A 21,920-nucleotide genomic window follows, 5' to 3' on the forward strand; every position below is an offset into this window, starting at 1 on the left:
TATGGTAGAAAAGTTTTTAATGAAAAAAGGTCAAGTAATCAATGCTATTGCATCTGATTTCTTAAAGAAATCGGTAGGAGATAAGGTGCCTAGTATTTCTGAATATCAAGAAGATTTAGAAGTAGCTCGTGGGACCGTTCAAAATGCGATTTCTTATTTAAAAAGTGAGGGGGCCTTTAAATTAATCAGCAAAGGACACCAAGGTTCGTTTATTTCAGAAATTAATTATGAAATATTACAATCTTATGCATTGTCAGAAACGGTTCTTGGGACTATGACGTTGCCATACTCTAAACTCTATGAAGGTTTAGCAACCGGAATTTACGAAGAATTCCGCAATAACCATATTCCATTGAATTTAGGTTATATTCGTGGGTCTAAAGAAAGAATTAAAGCAGTTACGAGTAAGTTTTATCGTTTTGCAATTGTTTCTAAATTTGCTGCTAAACAAGCTATTCATAATCGCGAACCGTTAGAAGTAGCACTAGACTTCGGTAAAAATAGTTATTTAAGTGAGCACGTTGTTGTCTTTTCTAGTGAAAATACTGATAAGACTATTGAAAGCAAGAAAGTAGCTATTGATTATAATTCAATCGACCAATATCTACTAACTGAAGAAGTTGTAAAAGGTAAGAATGTTCAATTAGTTGAAATGCCTGGATTTCAAATTCTAACAGCGTTAAGAAAGGGAATTGTAGACGTTGGTGTTTGGAATTTAGATGAATTAATGGATAAAGATTATTCCGATTTAAGCTATTCGAAATTAAAACACAATCGGTGGATTGATGATATGACATCTGCAGTTGTTGTAGTTCATAAAGATGATGATTCGCTAAGAGCTTTTTTTAATCAGAGTGTAGCTGCAGATAAAATAATTGAGATTCAAGAAAAAGTGAAAAATAATGAGATGATTCCTCAATATTAAAAGGGGTGAGTTCATGCTAGAAGAGAAATTAGATGTTCTGGTAGTGGCGGATGTTATAGATGAAGATACAAAAAAATATATATTGAAGGCTAGTGACTTTTTTCGAAATGAAATGAAGATTAATGATGACACGAAGGTCGAAGTATTTCTTATTCATTTAGCGATGGCTGAATCGAGACGCAGAAAAAATGAAGTGTTGGATGCCAAAATGGAAGAAATCATTCGAAATGAAGTTAATAACCATCATAATTTTGCTGAATGTAAAGAAGTTTGGAGCCGCTTATCAAATTATATCGGTGAAGAAGTGTATTTGGAGAATGAATTAGAGTTTATTTATCTTCATTTATTGAATTTGTTAGAAGGTGACAAAGATGTTTCTTGATCTTGTGAATAGAAGAAATCGATCTTTAGTCGATTTTGCAGTCAAGCTGCATCAAGATGGTGAAATTCTTCCGGATACCTATGTGATTGATTTAGATGCGGTTATTCAGAATGCAAAATATATGTCCAAAATCGCGAATAAAGAAGATATTGAGCTTTATTATATGCTTAAACAGATTGGAAGAAATCCGTTTATAGCAAGAGCGATTGCTGAAAATTCAAATATAAAAAAAGCGGTTGTTGTTGACTATAAAGAAGCATTAAGAATGATGGAAGAGGGATTGTCTTTAGGGAATGTGGGACATCTAGTACAAATTCCGGATGCCTTGTTGGAGAAAATCATTTCTTATGGAACAGATTATATTACGGTATACTCACTTGAGAAAGTACAGCAGATTATTCGTGTTGCGAATCGATTAAAAAAACATCAGAAGCTTTTGTTGAAAGTTATTGAGAAAGGCGACAATATTTATGATGGCCAATACGGTGGCTTTCATTTGTCTGATTTAGATGAGGTCATTGCTATTGTTAAAGAGTCTGAATGGGTAGAAATAGGTGGATTAACTTCTTTTCCTTGTTTTTTATTTGATGGTAAAGAAAATATTATTCCAACAAATAACATGAAAACAGTAAAAAAAGCGAAAGAAATTCTTGAAAAAGAAGGAATTCAACCAATACTGAATATGCCATCTGCTACTTGCTCAGTGACAATCCCAGAAATTCGAAAATTAGGAGGACACCAAGGAGAACCGGGGCATGCTTTGACGGGAACCACTCCGCTTCATGCTGTGTTGGATTTACCAGAAATTCCTGCCTTAGTGTATGTTAGCGAAATCTCTCATAATTTAGATGGCCATTCATATTTTTATGGTGGAGGATATTATAGGCGAGGTCATTTTGAGAATGTGGAAGTTGTTAATGGAGATAATGTTGTTTTTGATACAGTTCTTCCTCTGAAAGATGAGAGTATTGATTATTATATTGAGACTAAAAATGAGCATCGAGTTGGAGCAACTGTGATTGGTTCTTTTAGAACACAGATTTTTGTTACTCGAAGTGATTTAGCTATTGTTTCAGGACTGCAGAGTGGGGAACCTCATTTGATTGGAATCTATGATAGTTTGGGAAATAAAGTGAGAAGGTGAAAAAATGGGAAGATTTGTTCTCATTGTTTTAGATAGTTTTGGCGTAGGAGCCATGAAAGATTGTGCAGAAGTTAGACCTAGAGATGTAGGAAGTAATACTGCAAAACATATCATTCAATCAAAACCTGATATAAAAATTCCTACGTTAGAAAAATTAGGACTTATGAACGCTATTGGTGAGGAAGTCGGAGAACATAAATTTTCGGATACGGCTAATTATGGGACAGCCAATTTAACTCATTATGGAGCAGATTCCTTTTTAGGGCATCAAGAAATAATGGGGACTACTCCGAAAGTTCCGTTGATTCAACCGTTTAATGAAAAAATAGATGAAGTTGAAAAGAACCTATTAAAATATGGTTATAAAGTTAGACGTGTTGGAGAACCGGGGTTACAAATTCTTGTAGTGAATGAAGTAGCAACAGTAGGCGATAATTTAGAAACAGATTATGGTCAAGTTTATAATGTTTCAGCTTGCTTAGATTTAATTAGCTTTGAAGAGTTAAGTAGGATTGGGCATGTTGTTAGAGAGGTTGTTCAAGTATCAAGGGTTATCACTTTTGGAGGAGAACAAATTACGCTGGATAACCTTTTACGAGCTAGAAAAGTGAAGAATGACAAGATAGCAGGGGTAGATGCTCCAGAGTCAGGAGTTTATAATCACGGATATCAGGTAGTTCATTTAGGGTATGGAATTGATAAGAATGTTCAAATACCAACGATTCTTGATAAAAAAGGAATTACAGTTTCTTTCTTAGGTAAGATAGCGGATATCATACAAACAACAAGCACAAGACTTTTCCCTGGTGTCGACTCTGAATATTTGTTTGATTGTTTAATGGGAGAAGTTAAGAGCATCGAAAATGGCTTTATTGCATTAAATATTCAAGAAACCGATTTGGCTGGTCATGCTGAAGATGTGGAGAGATATGCAGACAGGTTAGAAGTAAGCGATAAACGTATTGCGGAATTACTTCCGCAATTAAATAGCGGTGATATTTTAATTGTGATGGCGGACCACGGAAATGACCCAACAATAGGTCATAGTAATCATACGAGAGAAAGAGTCCCTCTTCTGATACACAGTCCTGGTATTACAGGGAAATATGTTGGAGAACGTGATACTATGGCTGATGTTGCTGCTACTGTTGGAGAATACTTTAATGTGGATTCTCCGCAGCATGGACATTCCTTCTTAAATAGAATTTTTGAAAAATAGGTTTTTACTATGGAAAAAATACAAAAATACGCTTATAAAACAATGCTGGCGATGAAGAATCCGTTAAAATCAGTAGATAGGGTATATCCCTTGGCTTTTGATGAGATTTCTAATCATGATGGGTATTATTTTGGAGTTAAAAATAGTCTATATCTAACGAATGCGATGGAAGAAAAATTAAAACAATGTTCGTACTATTTGCATACTCGAGATCAATCTAGTTTAGGTGGCCGTGCTATTGATATTGATTTAAAGAATCCAATAACAGGTTTACCTATGACAGGCTCTTCTAGTGGAACAGCAATCAATGTCTTCTTAGGGATAAATGATATAGGAATGGGTACAGACGGTGGTGGGTCGGTTCTAGCCCCGGCGATTTCTTTAAATTTATTTTCTGTAATTGATCCATTATTGTTTCAAGAAGAACGAAAAAAAGAAATTGAGAAAGTATCGACCGATGGAATTTCATTTATACCATCTATAGGTTTAATTTCTAAAAATCTAAAGTTACTTCGAGAATTATACTTAAATTTAAGAGCTTTAGAAAATTCTAATCGAGAAACGAAAATACTGGTTGATGACGAAAACATCTGTAATTTGCTGAAGGACGAGAATCTTGAAGTTAGCTCGTTTGAAGGGAAATATGATAATGAACGTTTAGCATTAATAGAAACCGCAAAAAGATTATTGGAGAAATACGATATTATTGTGAGTAAAGAAGGTCCAGTAGATTTGAATGGGTTTGGAGATACTGTCTTTGGACATTTTGCTGATAAAACCAAAAAGATACAGGTTGCTGCTAATAAAGGTTTTCTCCGAATAGCTAATATGGCAAACTGTTTTGCATTAACTGTTCCAAGTGGGGAGTTGTCGACAGCGTATGTAATTTTATGTGACTCTAATAATGTTTCTGCTATTAGAAAATCTTTTCTGATTGCAGAGAGTTTATATAGAGAAAATGATGCGTTATCGGAAAGATATTTTTTAAATTATAAAAATTACTTTATGAATGGATATAGTAACTAAGTTAGGGTTAGAAAAATCTAACCCTTTTTTTCGTATCTTTTTATTGACAATGTTCCAAAATGGGGATATACTTTATATATAGTTTAGAATAATTCTAAACTAGAAACAGGAGGTAATAGATATGTCAAAAGAACAAACAAAACAAGTATTAAATCAATTAGTGGCTGATTTAAGCCAACAATCAGTAATCGTACACCAAGCTCACTGGTACATGCGCGGTGCAACTTTCATTACAATGCATCCATTAATGGATCAACACATGGAATTGTTAGACGCTCAATTAGATGAAGTATCAGAACGTCTAATCACATTAGGTGGAGCACCTTATTCAACATTACGTGAATTTGCTGAAAACACTAAGATTGCCGATGCTAAAGGAAACTACAGCGACAGCATGGAAGACCGTATCCGTCATTTATTAGTAGGATACCGTTACTTAATCGACCTTTACCAAAAAGGTATTGAAGTAGCTGGCGAAGAAGGCGACGATGTTACACAAGATATCTTCACTGGTGCAAAAGGTGCATTAGAAAAATTAGTTTGGATGCTTACAGCAACAATCAACGAAGCACCAGGTTTATAATTTTTGAAGACTCTAGGGCTGGGCAGTTTGTCCGGCCTTTTTCTTTTGCCTAAATTCTGAAAATTATCATATATGATAATTACCATATATGATAATTTCACCAACGTAATGTTCCGAAGTGTAACCCCCTCATCAGCAAGCCGTTAGAAGCACACACAATCTGGAACTCATCCCACCTTAACGAAGCTTTTTTAAGATTGGCTTTAATACTCTTCGCAGCACTATTCTATTTTAAGTAAAATGGTAGATAAAAAGCCGGAGGAGATTGGAGTCTATAATGGCAGTAATAGCGAGTGTGATTAATGTGAATTACTGACTCTAAAAATTTATTTTGTAGAGTCAGTTTGAAGCTTAATAGGCAATGAGACTCTGGCTCATGCCGGTACAGCTATTACAGCCATTATGAAGAACTCCAATCAGCCGCAGGCTTTTTATTTTATTTTGCATTTTAGTTAAAAATATCACAATAGAAGTGGGGGGATATGGTATAATAAAGCCAATCTTATGAAAGGTGGAAGCTTTATGGAGCAAAAGAAATACAGCGGGAAAGAGTTCACGATGAACGTCCTTAACGCACTTGCATTAGGCGTTGTGGTTACTCTTATCCCTGGAGCACTACTGGGCGAATTAGTAAAGGCACTCCTTCCAGTATTCCCACAAGGCCAATTGATTATCCAAGCAACACAAGTGGCCAATACATTAATGGGAGCAATTATCGGATTGATGGTCGGTCAATTCTTCAAATTCACTCCAATTCAAACAGGAGCGTTGGCACTTGCAGTCTTATTTGCAGGCGGAGTTGCGAATTTTAATCCGGACGTAAAAGGAATTGTGTTTAGTGGTACAGGAGACATCATTACGATGGGGCTTACTGCAGCATTAGGTGCAGCAGTCATTTTATGGATTGGCAATAAAGCAAAAGCCTACTCGATTATCGTTATTCCAACGGTGTTATTAGTGGGTGTCGGTGGGGTGGGACGCCTTGCATTACCAACCATCAAAACTTTAACAACCTTACTAGGACAAGGAATTGGAAATCTATTATCATTACAACCCGTTATTATGTGTTTATTATTAGCCGTTATTTTCTGTATGTTAATCGTTTCTCCATTTACAACGGTAGGGATTGCCGTGGCGATTAGCCTTAGCGGTGTTGGTTCAGGGGCAGCTAACCTTGGTATCTGTGCAGCTGGGTTTGGTCTTGCGATTGCTGGATGGAAAGTGAATCCAAAAGGAACTGCAATTGCGCATTTCATCGGTTCACCAAAAATGTCGATGGCAAATGTTTTAGCAAAGCCAAAAATCTTATTACCAATGATGTGCACATCTGCCGTACTAGGAGTATTAGCGGCTCTATTTAATATCCAAGGAACCCCTCAAAGTGCAGGGTTTGGGTTCAGTGGATTAGTGGGACCTATCAATGCGCTAAACTTAGCAGAGGGCGGATGGAGTGTGATGAATATCGTTATTGTGACGCTTATTTTCGTCGTTGCGCCAATTGCATTAAACATCGTATTCGTTCATTTGTTTGAAAAAGTGTTAAAATGGATTCAACCAGAGGATTACAAATTAACCGTTTAAGAGAAAAGGGGAGTTATAATGAAAATCGCGATTGCAGGAGCAGGAGCAATGGGATGCCGTTTTGGCTACATGTTAACAAAAACAGGACAAGAGGTGACGCTGATCGATGAATGGCCAGCGCATATCGAAGCGATTCAAAAGAATGGCTTGAAAGTGGTCGATGGTGACAATACCGATACGATTGATATTAAGATTGTTCGACCAGAAGAAGCAACAGATGAGGTAGATGTAGTTATTGCCTTTACAAAATCAATGAAGTTAGGCGAAATGCTAGAAAAGATTAAACCGATTATCCACGAAGATACGAAAGTACTTTGTCTTTTAAATGGTTTAGGGCATGAAGACACAATGGCAAAATACGTTCCTCGTAAAAACATTATTATGGGGGTAACGATTTGGACTGCGGGTCTAATCGAACCAGGGGTAGCACGTCTAGGTGGAACTGGTACGGTGGAAATGCAAGCGGCTGACCCAAGTGGTGTAGCGATTGCTAAAGAATTAGTAGAAGTGATGGATAAAGCGGGCTTGAACGCAAGCTACAGCGAAGACGTTCATTTTTCAACATGGCGTAAAGCGTGTGTAAACGGTACGATGAACGCAACATGTGCCATCTTAGATGCCAACATCGGCGAAGTGTTCGATACTTCAACAGCCGAAGCGATTGTAACACAAATTATTGCTGAATTTGTCGCTGTTGCGGAAAAAGAAGGCGTGCATCTTGATCCAGCTGCAATGAAAGATTATGTGTATACTGCGTCTAATAAAGTTCGTAGTCACTATCCTTCAATGCATCAAGATTTAATTCAAAATCACCGCTTTACTGAAGTGGACTTCTTGAATGGATTTGTTGCTAGAAAAGGGAAGGAATATGGCATTCCAACCCCGTACTGTCAATTAATTACAGAGCTTATCCACGCGAAAGAAGATATCTTGAAAGTGAAATGATAAAAGAGTAAAAAAATTGAAAGAATCAGTTTGTTATTGAAAGAGTCATAGTGGGGCACCGTCTTGAGCCTCACCATTCTTTCAATCAACTGATTCTTTTTTTATGAGGAGAGTGCCTTTTCAATGCTAATATCTCTTTTTATTCAACCAAAGTAGGGAGGCGATGAGCTTCGACAACACGCAAAAAGGAGCGAGGCGAGTAGCCTGCTCCTTTTTGTGTTTAGTATTTAAGTAAATCTAGGAAGATTTATAAGAAGTTCTCAACAAGTATCCGTACTGCTTCGAATGCGTTTTGAGAAGCTTTTTCAAGGGTTTCCTCGAAAGTATCCGGAGCGTCTTTCCCCACATGATCACTGATGCCACGGATGTTCAACACAGGGATGTCATAGAAACTAGCCACTTGCGCAATAGGTGCTGCTTCCATGTCGCTGGCTGTGATATCCGGTAATTTAGCACGAATGTTCGCAACCGCATCAACCGAACTCATAAAGGAATCACTTGTGGCGATGAATCCGCTATGGACAGAGAAATTTTGGACTTGTTCGCGAAGAAGCGTGAGTACTTTTTGTTGTAATTTTACATCGACAGGGTAATCGGCTGGCATTTGAGGGACTTGTCCCCAAGCGTAGTCGAATCCGGTCGCATCCACATCGCTATAGGCAAATTTCGTAGAGACAATCACGTCTGCTAAGCCTAATTCTGGATTAAAGCTTCCTGTAGTTCCGGTGTTAATGATGAGATCTGGATGGACTTTATCGCATAACCAAGCACTAGCCGCAGCAGCATTCGCTTTTCCAATACCCGATTGCACGAGAATCAGATTCTCATGCACTTCTAAAATACGAATAGGTCCTTTTGAAAAGATGACGTTTCCCGGAGAAAAGTGCTCTTCAAACGGAAGGAGTTCTTCTTTCATGGCAGCAACAATCGCAATCTTCATGAATTATTTCCCCCACACTTCAGAAATAGGTTTACTTACTTCTACCTTAGTTCCTGCGAATTGTTCAGAAATATATTTTTGGATTTCTGGGTCGTGGTAAAGTTCTACTAATTTTTTGTATTCTTCTTTATCGGCATTCTCCGCCTTTACAACAATCACATTGATACTAGTAATGGTTGATTCATCCGCTTTTTCATAGAATAAAGCATCTTTTAATACATTTAATCCACCTTCAAGTGCGATGGTGTTTCCGATTGCGATTAAATCAGCATCGTCTAAGACACGTACGCTAGTCGTATCATCAATCATTAAGAACTCAAAGTTTTTCTTGTTTTCAATGATATCACTGGTAGTTCCTGTTCCATCTTTGAAAGAACTAGATAGTTTAATCAGTCCCGCGCTTTCTAATAAACGAAGGGCACGAGTTGTATTATATGGACTATCTGGAAGTGCAATTTTTGCACCGTTTGGTAATTCGTTTAGACTTTTCACTTTCTTAGAGTAAAGCCCCATTGGTTCAATATATGTTGTTCCCACTGGAACGAGTTTGTTTGAGTGAGACTCGTTAAATCCTTGTAAGTATCCGATTGATTGGAATGCGTTGGCATCGACTGTTCCGTCAGCCACACTTTCGTTCAATGGCACGCCACCGTTAATTTCTTGGACTTCAATTTTAAGGCCAGCTTTTTTAGCTTGTTCAGATTCGGCAATATGTCTCCAAATATCCGCATCAGAACCAACCGAAGCAATTTTAACGGTTTTAAGTTCACTCTCTGAGCCTTTTGAAGCTTGAGAGCTTGAAGCAGTGTTATTTCCGCAAGCGCCTAAGATGAATACGGTAGAGAGTGCGATAAGGGATTTAGCGATCGTTTTTAATTTCATATTGGGGGTTCCTCCAGTCTAGGTGTCTAATGTTTCTTACTGAATGAGTGATTAAATGACTTTTCTCTCGAATGGATCGATACTAATACCTTGTTCCAATACTTGTTTGGCGTATTCTTTTGCGCCAAACAATGAATGGTCACGGTAGTTTCCGCACTGAACGGCGGAGACGCCTTGAATATCTTTAAATTGAATCTTCTCAACGATTTCTTCTAGCGTTGATTTCAATGCGCGAGCGATATCTTCTGGTGAGCGCTCTTCCCATAAAATCAAGTGGAATCCTGTACGGCATCCAAAAGGAGAGATGTCGATAATTCCTTCTAAGCGGTCTCGTAAAAGATCGGCTAATAGGTGCTCAAAGGTATGAACAACACCTGTTGGCATTTCTTGTTTATTCGGTTGTAAGAAACGGATATCAAAATTTGAAATCACATCTCCTTTTCTTCCGTGCTCATTCGCAATTAATCGAACATAAGGAGCGATGACCTTGTTGTGGTCGAGTGTAAAGCTTTCTACTTCAGCCATGTTTATTCCTCCGATCATTGAAACAAAATAAAAAAAGCCCGCACTTCTAGCCAACGCTAAAAGGACGAGTTGAAGTTGTGGTGGCGCCATTACAGTCTTCTTATAGAAGATTACTTCCGTACAACTATACGGTAACTCTGTAACGGGAGAACCCGTATTGTCTTAGCGAATTAGACAATCAGCTCAAAAACCTCGTTAAAAATAGAGTGATATTCGGTTTGCGGTAAGCTCTATTTTTGACTCTCTTTTCATAGCGTTTCAAATAAGTTATATAAAGACTATACTAGAAATAAAGAAGGTTGTCAATCTTAAAAACAAACTATAAGAAACGTTTTTATGAAATAGTTCGTGAATTGGTAAAATATACGTACTATAAAGATGGTGTTTTTTAAATTCGTTCGTTTTTGCAAGTGGAAACACTAATGATTTTGATCCAAAGAGGGGGAAGTCCATAAAATAATAGTAGAATGTCATGAATTTGTAATTATTTTACGGTATACTATGGTTAACAATTTCAAAATGAAGGTGACAATAATGACATTATTAGACGTACAGCACGTACAAAAAGTGTATCAAACAAGATTCGGAGCAACTGAAGTAACAGCTTTGAAAGATATTAACTTCTCTGTGGAAGAGGGAGAATATGTAGCCGTCATGGGGGAATCTGGTTCAGGGAAAACGACGCTTTTAAATATTTTAGCGACTCTAGACCGTCCAACAGAAGGGAAAGTTCTTCTAAATGGTGAAGATATTCAAAAAATCTCAGACAAAGTATTAACAGAATTTCGTCGCGATCATCTTGGGTTTGTGTTCCAAGACTTCAACTTATTAGAAACATTATCGGTGTATGACAATATGGTGCTTCCGCTCGTATTGGCTCGTCGACCAATCGAAGAAATGGAAAAGAAAGTGAAACCAATTGCGGAAATGCTTGGGATTGAAGATTTACTAAAAAAATATCCATATGAATTATCAGGTGGTCAACAACAACGTGTGGCAATCGGTCGTGCCATGATTACCGATCCAAGTTTACTACTGGCCGATGAACCAACTGGAGCTCTGGACTCTAAATCAGCTAGCAACACATTAGATTTGTTTGATAAAATCAATGAAAATGGCCAAACAATCTTAATGGTAACGCATAGTACCGTGGCTGCCAGTCGCGCTAAACGAGTGCTCTTTATTAAAGATGGGTTGATTTATAATCAATTGTATCGTGGAGACAGAACGGATCAACAAATGTTTGAATTAATCTCAGAAACGCTCACTGTGATGGCAAACAGAGGTGAGGCACATGTTTAATTTACTTCGTTCGATGGCGATTACGAATTTACGGAAGAACCATTCGTTATACCTACCCTATGCTCTAGCAACGGTATTGGTAACCGTTGTTCTTTATATTACACATGCCTTATCTGCAATGCCGGAACTTGCAACCTTAAACGGCGGTGCCCAGATGGCTAAAACATTGCAATTTGGGGTTATTATTGTTCAAATTGTATCGCTTGTTATTATTTTATATGCGAATGCGTTTGTGATGAAAAACCGTTCGAAAGAGTTCGGTTTATACGGAATCTTGGGTCTGGACCGTAAAAATATTCAATTACTCAGTCTTATTGAATTAGTCATCTTTGCTTTTGTCAGTGTTACGCTAGGGATTGTTCTTGGAATGATTTTCCACCGCATATCCTTTGCCTTATTGTTGGGGTTGATTCAATATTCCATCGGGATTGAATATTCGTTACAAATCGGAAGTATCTTCTATGTGTACTTTACTTTAGCGGTTATTTTCGCTCTGGTGTTCTTTATCAATGCGACAAGATTATATATGAGTCGTCCGCTTGAACTCTTGAAGGAAAAGAAAAAAGGAGAAAAACAAGGTCGTTTTGTAGCCGTCCGTGCCATTGTTGGTTTTGTGATGCTAGGAACTGCTTATACGATGTCTCAAGCCATTGAGTCACCTGTTAAAGCACTTCTTTATTTCTTCTTAGCAGTTCTTTTAGTAGTCATTGCAACCTATATTTTATTTGATGCGGGTTCAATTGCGTTGCTGGCTCTACTGCAAAAAAATAAAAAGTTATTTTACAAACCAACGAACTTTATCTCGATTTCAAACTTAAAGTTCCGTATGCGTAAAAATGCTGCAGGTCTTGCAAGTGTGTGTGTACTATCAACTATGGTTTTAGTGACATTGGCGACGACAGTGGCTTTACAAAAAGGAACGACTGAAAAGCTAGATCAAAACTATCCAACGGCCTATTCCGCAATTGGATATATTATCGACCAATCAGAAGTGAACAAATACCCAGAAATCGTTCAACAAATCAAGGCGCAATCGAAGGGAAAACTTTCTAATGAAAGAAGTTACTTAAGTGTACTTCGTTTTGGTGCTCGCACTGAGAAAGGATTTGATTTAACAGGAGTACACTCTGGGGACAGCCCAGCTGCAATGTTGACTATTATTTCGGTCGACGAGTATAATCGCTTGTTTGGAACGAACTATTCGGTAGGAGATAAAGAAATCATTCTAGGTCTTGTCAAAGGGAATGTCTCAAAAGTGGACGAGGTGAAGACCTGGTCTGTTGTATTTAATGCGACTTTGAAAGTCAAAGAAATGATTGATGCCCAAGCGTATAAAAAAGTAATGCCTCAGCTTCCGTATGTATCTGATAATATTTATGTGGCGATTGTCCAAGATCCGATGAAGTTTATGGAACCTTCTGTCGGAAAGGCTATGTATTATTCGTTGTGGGATACAACAACGGAATTCTCTCAACGAGATGCAGAATTCAAAGCGTATCAAAAAGTAGCAAATCAGTATAAAAATGGCAATTTACTCTTAGCTAGTAAGAATGAAGCGGCTAAGGAATTATATAGCTTTATGGGAAGTTTGCTCTTTGTGGGAGCTCTTCTATCTATTGCTTTCTTTATCGGAGCAGCGCTCGTCATTTACTACAAACAAATTTCTGAAGGATACGAAGATAGAGATCGATTTGTTATCTTGCAAAAATTGGGAATTGATCAAAAAACGATTAAGAAATCCATCAATCGCCAAGTGCTCATCGTCTTCTTCTTACCATTAGTCATGGCGTTTATTCATACGGCGTTTGCCTTTAAGATGTACCGTAAGATTATCGAACTCTTCGGCGTTGACGGTAGTGTCACCTTAAATGCAACAATGGTGATTGGAGCTATTTTCGTGGTGGTTTATCTCGTTGTTTATCAAATCACTTCAAGAAGTTACTTCAGAATTATCAAGCGATAATTGCCTAAGAATATCTAAAGAGGTTTCCGAAGGGAGCCTCTTTTTTGATGAAATTTTTAAAGTGACAAAAATGTAAGAAACGAATAAAAAATGATAGGATGGTGTCATGAATTCACTTTTTATTTCGGTTATACTGTGTTCAACAAATTAAAACAAAGGGTGAAAACAATGACATTATTAGACGTACAACATGTACAAAAAGTATATCAAACAAGATTCGGAGCTGCGGAAGTAACAGCGCTAAAAGACATTAATTTCTCAATTGAGGAAGGCGAATATGTGGCAGTGATGGGGGAATCCGGTTCAGGGAAAACAACGCTATTAAATATTTTAGCGACTCTAGACCGTCCAACAGGCGGAAGTGTTCTATTAAATGGAGAAGACATCCAAAAGATTTCTTCAAAAGTACTAACAGAATTCAGACGTGACCATTTAGGATTCGTGTTCCAAGACTTCAACTTATTAGAAACTTTATCAGTATATGACAATATCGTATTGCCACTTGTCTTAGCAAGACGTCCGATTGCGGAGATGGAACAAAAAGTGAAGCCGATTGCTGAAATGCTTGGGATTTCAGACTTATTGAAAAAATATCCTTATGAATTATCAGGTGGTCAACAACAACGTGTGGCCATTGGTCGTGCCATGATTACCGATCCAAGTTTACTGTTGGCCGATGAACCGACAGGAGCGCTCGATTCTAAATCAGCTAGCAACACATTAGATTTGTTCGATAAAATCAACGAAAATGGTCAAACAATTTTGATGGTAACGCATAGTACGGTTGCGGCAAGTCGTGCTAAACGAGTGCTCTTTATTAAAGATGGATTAATTTATAATCAATTGTATCGTGGAGACAGAAGTGACCAACAAATGTTTGAGTTAATCTCTGAAACGTTAACCGTGATGGCAAACAGAGGTGAGGCACATGTTTAAACTACTAAGTTCATTAGCCGTGACGAATTTGAAAAAGAATCATTCGCTTTATTTACCATTTGGACTTGCAACAGTCATGGTTACGATGATTTCTTATATCGTTCACGCATTATCTTCAATGCCAGAACTTTCCACTTTAAGAGGGGGTTCTTCTATCGCTCTTTCCTTAGGGTTGGGAGTGATTGTGATTCAAATTGTGGCGTTATTAATCGTACTTTACGCCAATAGCTTTGTAATGAAGAATCGTTCAAAAGAATTCGGTTTGTATGGAATTTTAGGCTTAGACCGTAAAAATGTACAAATTCTTAGCTTTATGGAATTGTTCCTATTTGCACTCGTCAGTGTGACGGCAGGGATTGCTCTCGGGATGGTTTTTCACCGTTTTGCATTTGCTGTTCTTTTGAAACTGATTCAATATCCAATCGGACTAGAGTATCACTTACAAATCGGTAGTGTCTTCTTTGTATATATTTTCATGGGCGTCATCTTCTTGATCGTGTTCTTCTTGAACGCTACGAAAATTTATACAAGCCGTCCGTTAGAATTGCTAAAAACAAAGAAATTTGGTGAAACAAAAGGTCGTTTCATGAAGACGCGCGCAGTCATTGGTTTTGTGATTTTAGGGCTAGCGTACTATATGTCCCAAACGATTGAAAGTCCGATGGCAGCCATCGTGATGTTCTTTGTTGCGGTTGTTATGGTTGTTATTGCAACGTACATTCTGTTTGATGCAGGTTCTATTGCGATTTTAAGTGCATTGCAAAAAAACAAAAAGCTGTTCTATCAACCAACAAACTTTATTTCAATCTCCAATTTAAAATTCCGTATGCGTAAAAATGCTGCTGGATTGGCTAGTGTGTGTATTTTATCTACCATGGTATTAGTAACACTAGGGACGACGGTTTCCCTACAAGCAGGAGCTTTTAAAACACTAAATGAATCTTATCCTACGGAATATTCAGCTTCTTCATTTTTGACTTCCAAAGATCAAGAAGCAGAAGCAAATAAAGCGATGAAAGATATTCAAGCTAAATCTTTATCAACTGTTAAGAATGAAATTTCATTTGGACAATCCGTTCGTTTTGGCCTTCAAAAAGGGGATTCTGTTGAGATTATGAATTCTTTTCCCGGGGCAGAGAACGTAGTAGCTCTGACGGTGATGTCTCAAGAGGATTATAACCGCATTTTTGGAACGAATCTTTCCTTAAAAGAAAATGAAATGGTAGTGGGCCATACAAAAGGAGACGGTAAAGAGTTTTCAACACTGACTACTACCAAAAAAACCTATAAAGTCGTTGGAGATTTAAACGACGATAAGTATAAGACGACCTTGCCTCAACTATCATTCTTAGTGGATAATATTTATATGGTGGTTGTGAAAGATGTATATGACTTTATCAATCCAGAAAATCATGAGAGAGTACAGTACTATTCACTATGGAACACAGATACAAAAGAAGATCGTTTGAAGGAAGAATTTGATGCGTATCAAAATATAGACGTGGATCAATATAATGTTCCTCTAGTCATGTCTAGTAAAACAGAAGCTGCGAAAGAAATATATGGATTTATGGGAAGTCTTCTCTTCATTGGGGCTTTGCTTTCAGTTTCCTTCTTTGTGGGAGCGGTATTAGTGATTTATTACAAACAAATCTCTGAAGGATATGAGGATAGAGACCGTTTTGTCATCTTACAAAAAATGGGGATTGATCATAAAACCGTTAAACAATCCATCAATCGCCAAGTATTAATTGTCTTCTTCATGCCTCTATTAACCGCATTCTTGCATACAGGTTTTGCGTTTAAAATGTATACGAAGATTGCACAATTATTCGGAGTAAATACTCAAATCACATTGATTGCATCGATTGTCATTGGGATTATTTTCTTAATTGTTTACTTTATTGTCTACAAAGTAACCTCTAGAAGTTACTTTAAGATTGTGAAACGATAAAAAAACGTTCACAAAGAGCAGACTGTTTCGAATAAGAAACCTATTTTGGATGGCTTCTTTCACATTAAAAATCACACAAAAGGACAAGGTTTTCTTGTCCTTTTTATGTGCTCAAAAATAGGATAACTGTCCACAATAAAAAGCTTTCAAAAAAAACAAGATTTCGGTTTTCAGAAACTAAAAAACATGGTAGAATAGAATGTATTGAAGTAAATAAAACTGGAGGATTAGTCATGATCGATGTTATTGACTTAAACAAAGTATTCGATAACGGCTTTGAAGCATTGAAGTCAGTAAATTTCTCAATTGAACAAGGAGATTTAGTATGTTTACTAGGTCCTAGTGGATGCGGGAAATCAACAATTTTAAATTTAATCGCGGGATTATTATCACCTACTGGGGGAGACATCCAATTTAAAGGAGCGTCAGTTGTTACGACAGAACCAAAAGACCGTAACATTGGATTTGTATTCCAAAACTATGCGTTATATCCGCATATGACAGTGTTAGAGAACATCATGTTCCCACTAACTGTTGGGAAAAACAAAATTTCTAAAGAAGAAGCTCAAAAAATTGCAGAAGAATATATGCAATTAACGAACATTGAAGAGTTAGCAGGTAAAAAACCTGGTACTTTATCAGGGGGACAACAACAACGTGTGGCCATCACTCGTGCGCTTGTTCAAAAACCTGAAGTGCTCTTACTAGATGAGCCGTTAAGTAACTTGGATGCTCGTTTACGTTTGAAAATTCGTGAAGAAATCCGTCGTCTTGTAAAAGAAGTAGGAATCACAACAATCTTCGTAACGCACGACCAAGAAGAAGCATTATCTATCTCAGATAAAATCATTCTTTTAAACGAAGGGTACATTCAACAACATGATGACCCACAAAACTTATACCTAGAACCAAGTAACTTATTTGTTGCGAAATTCATCGGTAACCCAATCATCAATATTACAGAAGTGGAAATTAAAGACGGTGTGATTACTCACCCATCATTCAACTTACCAACTTCTGAATTATCACAAGACCGCAAACGTCAAGAATTAGCAGATGGACATTACTATTTAGGAATGCGTCCAGAAGACGTAGTTCCAGCTGCTGAAGGAGAAGGTTTATTCTCTACAACGATCAGTGGAGTTGAGTTAATCGGACGTGAACGTATTCTTCACTTCCCATTAGGCGAACAATACTTGAAATCAATCGTAAGTGTGGAACATAAGATTGAAGAAGGAGACACACTTGCATTTAACATTCTAAAACACAAAATCTTCTTATTTGATAAAGATGGAGCGCGTGTTTACTAATGAGAAAATATAATCCAGAAAACCAACCTAAAGCTTGGTTCTTCCTTCTCCCATCTTTAGGAGTGATTCTCTTATTTAATATTTATCCATTACTTCGTTCGTTCTGGATGAGTTTCCAAAAAGGGTCACTATTAAAATTACAATATACAGGCTTGGACAATTACAAAAAAGTAATCTCAGATCCAGTTTTCCATAAAGCGCTTATGAACACTGCATTATATGCGTTCGCGGTTGTACCCGTTGCGCTACTTATTTCAGTGGTCGTTGCGTGGATTATTTTTGAGAAGATTAAACATAAGAGTTTCTTTGAAACTATCTTCTTCATGCCATATGTTACAAGTACAATCGCTATCGGGATTGTATTCCGTTACTTCTTCAATGGAGACTACGGGATTATCAATTTCTTCTTAGGCTTGATTGGTATTCCAGCTGTTAACTGGCTTGATAATGTAAATATGAGCATGCCAACATTAATTATTTTTGGGGTATGGACAAGTTTAGCGTTCAATATCATTATTTTGTTAGCAGGGTTAAGAAACATCGATTCAGAGCATTTCAAAATTGCAAAAATGTTTGGTGCAACAGATCGTGAAATCTTCTGGCGGATTACTTTCCCTCAATTAGTACCTACAATTGCCTTCTTATCAACAGTAAACTTAATTGGGGCATTCAAAGTGTATACTCAAGTTTATGCGTTGTTCGGAGGAAGTGCTGGTACAGCCAACTCAGCAACAACTGCTGTGTACTATATTTACGATAAATTCCATGTGGCAGGAAGACCGGGGGTTGCCATGGCAGCAACTGTAATCTTATTTGCAATCATTCTTTTTGCAACATTCCTCCAAAACAAATTCCTAAGAAAGGCGGAGGGATAAGATGAAAAAAGTATTTAATGGATTTTCGGTTGCGCTATTAATTTTCTTAGCGTTAATTACAGTATTCCCATTTATTTATATGATTATGACTGGGTTAATGACGTATGCAGAAGCAACAAGCATTCCGCCATCATTTATTCCTAGTTCATTCCAATTTAGTAACTACCTAGAAGTATTTAGCCGTGCGCCGTTCTTACGTTACTTTGGAAACACATTATTTGTGTCTCTATTTACAACAGTAGCTACGGTCATTACTTCGTTACTAGCAGCCTTTGCTGTAACAAGCTTACAGTTCAAAGGAAAAAATATTGTAATGATGATTTTAGTTTCATTATTAATGGTTCCTTACGAATCAATCATCTTCACAAACTACCAAACAATCGCTCAATTAGGGTTGTTAAACACTTATATTGCATTAATCATTCCGTTCTTAACAAGTATCTTCTATATTTACTACTTGAACGGTTACTTAAAAGGAATCCCAAGTACATTCTACAAGGCTGCTAAAATTGACGGTGCCAGTGATTTGGAATATATCCGTCGAATTTTAGTGCCAATGTGTAAACCAGCATTGGTGACAGTAGGGATTTTAACATTTATCCAAAGCTGGAATTCATTCCTATGGCCATTATTGGTTACAAATACGAAAGAATTCCGTCTATTGAACAATGGTCTTTCTGCCTTCACAACTGAAGCCGGAAGTGACGTTCATTTGCAAATGGCCGCTGCTACTTTAACGGTTATCCCAATTCTGTTAATTTACTTTGTATTCAGAAAAGAAATTATTAGAGGGGTAGCAAAGAATGGTATCAAAGGATAAAACAACGATTACCTTTCATAGCGGAATTTTAACCATTGGTGGGACTGTCATTGAAGTTGCTTATAAAGATAGTCATATCTTTTTCGACTTTGGAACAGAATTCCTCCCAAAATTAGAATTGATCGATGAATCGGTACAAACGCTCGTAAATCATAGAGTCATTCCACATTTAAAAAATGTTTATGATGCAAGAATTCCTTACAAATATGAAGGGGATGAAGATAAAGACTATGCCAATACGGCCGTCTTTATCTCACATGCGCATCTAGACCATACGAGAATGTTGAATTATTTAGATCCAAATATTCCTTTATATACATTGAAGGAAACAAAAATGATTGTAAACTCTCTCAATCGGAACGGAGTATTTTTGCTACCATCACCGTTTGAAGACGAGACATTTACAAGAGACATGATTGGCTTAGATGCTGGTGATGTGATTAAAGTTGGAGAAATCGAAGTAGAAATCGTTCGTGTCGATCACGATGCATACGGGGCTGCTGCTTTAATCATCAAAACACCCGGCCATCATATTACGTATACAGGTGATTTAAGACTTCACGGTCATAATGCCGAAGATACAATTGAGTTCTGTAAAAAAGCAAAACATACGGACATTTTAATGATGGAAGGTGTCTCTATCAGTTTTGGTGACCGTCCAGTAGAAGTGGAGGCTTACAAACCAGAGACAGAAGAAGATGTGATTCGTCAAATTGCTTTTCTAGAAAAAGAAAATCCACATCGACAAATTACCTTTAATGGATATCCGGCAAATGTTCGTCGTTTTGAAAAAATCGTTGAAGGAACAAGACGTACTGTTGTTCTTGAAGCAACAATGGCAGCACTTCTTAAAGAAGTCTTCCAAAAAGAAGCTCATTACTACTATCGTGAAGGGGAGCCTCGACTAGAAGAACTAGATCCAGCATTAGAAATTCCATACGAAACTTTATTAGAGGATACTTCGAAGTACCTATGGCAAGCGGTCGACCACTTCGAACGCTTGCAAGAGGGAAGCTTATACGTCCATAGTGATGCACAGCCTCTAGGAGACTTTGATCCAAACTATCAACCGTTTCTGGACTTATTGGCGGAAAAAAACATTGAGTTTGTTCGCCTTGCTTGCTCAGGTCACGCAAAACCGGAAGATTTAGACCGAATTATTGCGATGATTGAGCCTAAGTGTTTGATTCCAATCCATACGTTAAAACCAGAACTTCTGGAAAATCCGTATGGCAAAAGAATATTGCCGTATCGCGGCGAAAAAATTGTGTTGTAAAAACTATATAACAAAAGGAGAAGAAAAATGAAATTCAAATCTTTAGTAAAAGCGACACTAGCAACAGCATCAGTTGTAGCGTTAACAGCATGTGGAGCTAACTCATCAAACGGCTCACAACAAGCTGAAACTAAAAAAGATATCGTAACAGAGGTTAAATCAGAAACAACAATCACTTTCTGGCATGCCATGAACGGTCAGCTTGAAAAAGCTCTTCAAAAATTAACAGAAGACTTCATGAAAGCTAACCCAAATATTAAAGTAGAGTTACAAAACCAATCTACTTATAAAGATTTACAAGCTAAAATCAACTCAACTTTAACTTCACCAAAAGATTTACCAACAATCACTCAAGCATATCCTAACTGGTTATTCAATGCTGCGAGTCAAGATTCGTTAGTAGATTTCAAACCATATCTTGAAAACGAAACAATCGGATTCAAGAAAGGTGAAGAAATTCGTTCAGACTTAATGGAAGGTGCTCGAATCAACGGAGTACAATACGGTATCCCATTCAACAAATCTACAGAAGTATTATTCTACAATGCAGATTTATTAAAAGAATACGGTGTTAAAGTTCCAACTACTTTAGATGAATTAAAAGAAGCCGCTAAAACAATTTACGAAAAATCAAACCACGAAGTTGTGGGTGCTGGTTTCGACTCATTAAATAACTACTATGCAATTGGTATGAAGAACAAAGGCGTTGACTTCACTAAAGAATTAGACTTCACAAGTGATGCTTCAAAAGAAGTTGTTAAATACTATGCAGACGGAATTCGTGACGGATACTTCCGTACAGCTGGTTCAGATAAATACTTATCAGGACCATTCCAAAACAAAAAAGTAGCAATGTATGTTGGTTCAACAGCTGGTGAATCATTTGTAGCTAAAGGTGCTAAAGAAGCTGGATACGAATACGGCGTAGCTCCACGTCCTGATAAATTCAACCTACAACAAGGTACTGATATTTACATGTTCGAAGGTTCTACTACTGAAGAACAACGTACAGCAGCATTCTTATACTTGAAATTCTTATCTTCAGCTGAATCTCAATTATACTGGGCACAAAAAACTGGTTACATGCCAACAGTTGCTTCAGTGCTAGAAAAAGATGAATACAAGAAATCAGGTTCTAAAGTTCCTGCAATCTTAGCAGATGCTACTAAGAACTTATTCTCAATTCCTGTAGTTGAAAACTCAGATCCTGCATATGCAGAAGTTCGTACGATTTTAGAAAAAATCTTTGCAACTCAAAACGGCAATGTAGATCAATTAATTCAAGATTCTAAAGCGCAATTTGATGCTGCGTGGAATCAATAATCACTTATA

20 protein-coding genes are annotated in these 21,920 nt (G+C 37.2%); 17 read left to right on the forward strand and 3 right to left on the reverse strand.

Annotated features, from left to right (window positions below; genetic code table 11):
* The first annotated feature begins 1 nt into the window (after position 1).
* The 8 genes from yhfZ to HMPREF3106_RS05105 all read left to right on the forward strand — a co-directional run bounded on the left by yhfZ (position 2) and on the right by HMPREF3106_RS05105 (position 7,805).
* A complete protein-coding gene (gene yhfZ / locus HMPREF3106_RS05070; RefSeq protein WP_070444767.1) occupies positions 2-925 on the forward strand; it encodes a GntR family transcriptional regulator YhfZ in 924 nt (307 codons plus the stop codon).
* A gap of 13 nt (positions 926-938) precedes the next feature.
* Positions 939-1,307 (forward strand): hypothetical protein, encoded by a 369-nt coding sequence (locus HMPREF3106_RS05075; protein WP_070444769.1) that lies wholly within the window; start codon positions 939-941, stop codon positions 1,305-1,307.
* Positions 1,297-2,451, forward strand: coding sequence for an alanine racemase (locus tag HMPREF3106_RS05080; protein ID WP_070444771.1), 1,155 nt, complete (start codon positions 1,297-1,299; stop codon positions 2,449-2,451). Before HMPREF3106_RS05075 ends, HMPREF3106_RS05080 begins: the two co-directional genes overlap by 11 nt.
* 4 nt (positions 2,452-2,455) lie before the next feature.
* A complete protein-coding gene (locus HMPREF3106_RS05085) occupies positions 2,456-3,670 on the forward strand; it encodes a phosphopentomutase (RefSeq protein WP_070444773.1) in 1,215 nt (404 codons plus the stop codon).
* 9 nt (positions 3,671-3,679) lie between these two features.
* On the forward strand, positions 3,680-4,696 hold the full coding sequence (locus HMPREF3106_RS05090; RefSeq protein WP_070444775.1) for an amidase family protein: 1,017 nt from the start codon (positions 3,680-3,682) through the stop codon (positions 4,694-4,696).
* A gap of 121 nt (positions 4,697-4,817) precedes the next feature.
* Entirely contained in the window at positions 4,818-5,279 is a 462-nt protein-coding gene (locus HMPREF3106_RS05095) for a Dps family protein (protein WP_049554872.1), read from the forward strand.
* A gap of 522 nt (positions 5,280-5,801) precedes the next feature.
* A complete protein-coding gene (locus HMPREF3106_RS05100) occupies positions 5,802-6,860 on the forward strand; it encodes a PTS sugar transporter subunit IIC (RefSeq protein ID WP_070444777.1) in 1,059 nt (352 codons plus the stop codon).
* Between the two features lie 18 nt (positions 6,861-6,878).
* A complete protein-coding gene (locus HMPREF3106_RS05105; RefSeq protein ID WP_070444779.1) occupies positions 6,879-7,805 on the forward strand; it encodes a 2-dehydropantoate 2-reductase in 927 nt (308 codons plus the stop codon).
* A 247-nt stretch (positions 7,806-8,052) separates the two neighbouring features.
* Here HMPREF3106_RS05105 and HMPREF3106_RS05110 read toward each other — a convergent pair whose 3' ends face one another.
* Genes HMPREF3106_RS05110 through HMPREF3106_RS05120 form a run of 3 tightly spaced genes read right to left on the reverse strand, consistent with a single transcriptional unit; the run spans position 8,053 to position 10,152 of the window.
* Positions 8,053-8,745: a 5'-methylthioadenosine/adenosylhomocysteine nucleosidase gene (locus HMPREF3106_RS05110; protein WP_070444781.1), complete on the reverse strand. Its 693-nt coding sequence runs from the start codon at positions 8,743-8,745 to the stop codon at positions 8,053-8,055.
* Between the two features lie 3 nt (positions 8,746-8,748).
* On the reverse strand, positions 8,749-9,627 hold the full coding sequence (locus HMPREF3106_RS05115; RefSeq protein ID WP_070444783.1) for a MetQ/NlpA family ABC transporter substrate-binding protein: 879 nt from the start codon (positions 9,625-9,627) through the stop codon (positions 8,749-8,751).
* Positions 9,628-9,678: 51 nt separating this feature from the next.
* Complete coding sequence (locus HMPREF3106_RS05120) at positions 9,679-10,152, reverse strand: S-ribosylhomocysteine lyase (RefSeq protein WP_039848953.1); 474 nt, start codon at positions 10,150-10,152, stop codon at positions 9,679-9,681.
* A gap of 534 nt (positions 10,153-10,686) precedes the next feature.
* Between HMPREF3106_RS05120 and HMPREF3106_RS05125 the strand changes: the two genes are divergently transcribed.
* The 9 genes from HMPREF3106_RS05125 (at position 10,687) to HMPREF3106_RS05165 (ending at position 21,911) form a co-directional block, all read left to right on the forward strand.
* The gene (locus HMPREF3106_RS05125; RefSeq protein ID WP_049554868.1) at positions 10,687-11,454 is read left to right on the forward strand and encodes an ABC transporter ATP-binding protein; all 768 of its coding nucleotides are present in this window, start codon (positions 10,687-10,689) and stop codon (positions 11,452-11,454) included.
* Positions 11,447-13,417 carry an ABC transporter permease gene (locus tag HMPREF3106_RS05130; RefSeq protein ID WP_070444786.1) on the forward strand — a complete coding sequence of 657 codons (1,971 nt, stop codon included), beginning with the start codon at positions 11,447-11,449 and terminating at the stop codon, positions 13,415-13,417. The genes HMPREF3106_RS05125 and HMPREF3106_RS05130 overlap by 8 nt, the downstream gene beginning before the upstream one ends.
* A gap of 168 nt (positions 13,418-13,585) precedes the next feature.
* Positions 13,586-14,353, forward strand: a complete 768-nt coding sequence (locus HMPREF3106_RS05135) for an ABC transporter ATP-binding protein (protein ID WP_070444788.1) — start codon at positions 13,586-13,588, stop codon at positions 14,351-14,353.
* Positions 14,346-16,307 (forward strand): FtsX-like permease family protein, encoded by a 1,962-nt coding sequence (locus tag HMPREF3106_RS05140; protein WP_070444790.1) that lies wholly within the window; start codon positions 14,346-14,348, stop codon positions 16,305-16,307. The genes HMPREF3106_RS05135 and HMPREF3106_RS05140 overlap by 8 nt, the downstream gene beginning before the upstream one ends.
* A gap of 233 nt (positions 16,308-16,540) precedes the next feature.
* Positions 16,541-17,617: an ABC transporter ATP-binding protein gene (locus HMPREF3106_RS05145; RefSeq protein WP_070444792.1), complete on the forward strand. Its 1,077-nt coding sequence runs from the start codon at positions 16,541-16,543 to the stop codon at positions 17,615-17,617.
* A complete protein-coding gene (locus tag HMPREF3106_RS05150) occupies positions 17,617-18,492 on the forward strand; it encodes a carbohydrate ABC transporter permease (protein ID WP_070444794.1) in 876 nt (291 codons plus the stop codon). The genes HMPREF3106_RS05145 and HMPREF3106_RS05150 overlap by 1 nt, the downstream gene beginning before the upstream one ends.
* Position 18,493: 1 nt before the next feature.
* Positions 18,494-19,312: a carbohydrate ABC transporter permease gene (locus tag HMPREF3106_RS05155; RefSeq protein ID WP_049554863.1), complete on the forward strand. Its 819-nt coding sequence runs from the start codon at positions 18,494-18,496 to the stop codon at positions 19,310-19,312.
* Positions 19,296-20,588, forward strand: coding sequence for an MBL fold metallo-hydrolase (locus HMPREF3106_RS05160; protein ID WP_070444797.1), 1,293 nt, complete (start codon positions 19,296-19,298; stop codon positions 20,586-20,588). Before HMPREF3106_RS05155 ends, HMPREF3106_RS05160 begins: the two co-directional genes overlap by 17 nt.
* A 27-nt stretch (positions 20,589-20,615) precedes the next feature.
* On the forward strand, positions 20,616-21,911 hold the full coding sequence (locus HMPREF3106_RS05165; RefSeq protein WP_049554861.1) for an extracellular solute-binding protein: 1,296 nt from the start codon (positions 20,616-20,618) through the stop codon (positions 21,909-21,911).
* Positions 21,912-21,920: the final 9 nt, after the last annotated feature.

The sequence above is a fragment of the Granulicatella sp. HMSC31F03 genome (assembly GCF_001807725.1).
Classification (GTDB): Bacteria; Bacillota; Bacilli; order Lactobacillales; family Aerococcaceae; genus Granulicatella; species Granulicatella adiacens.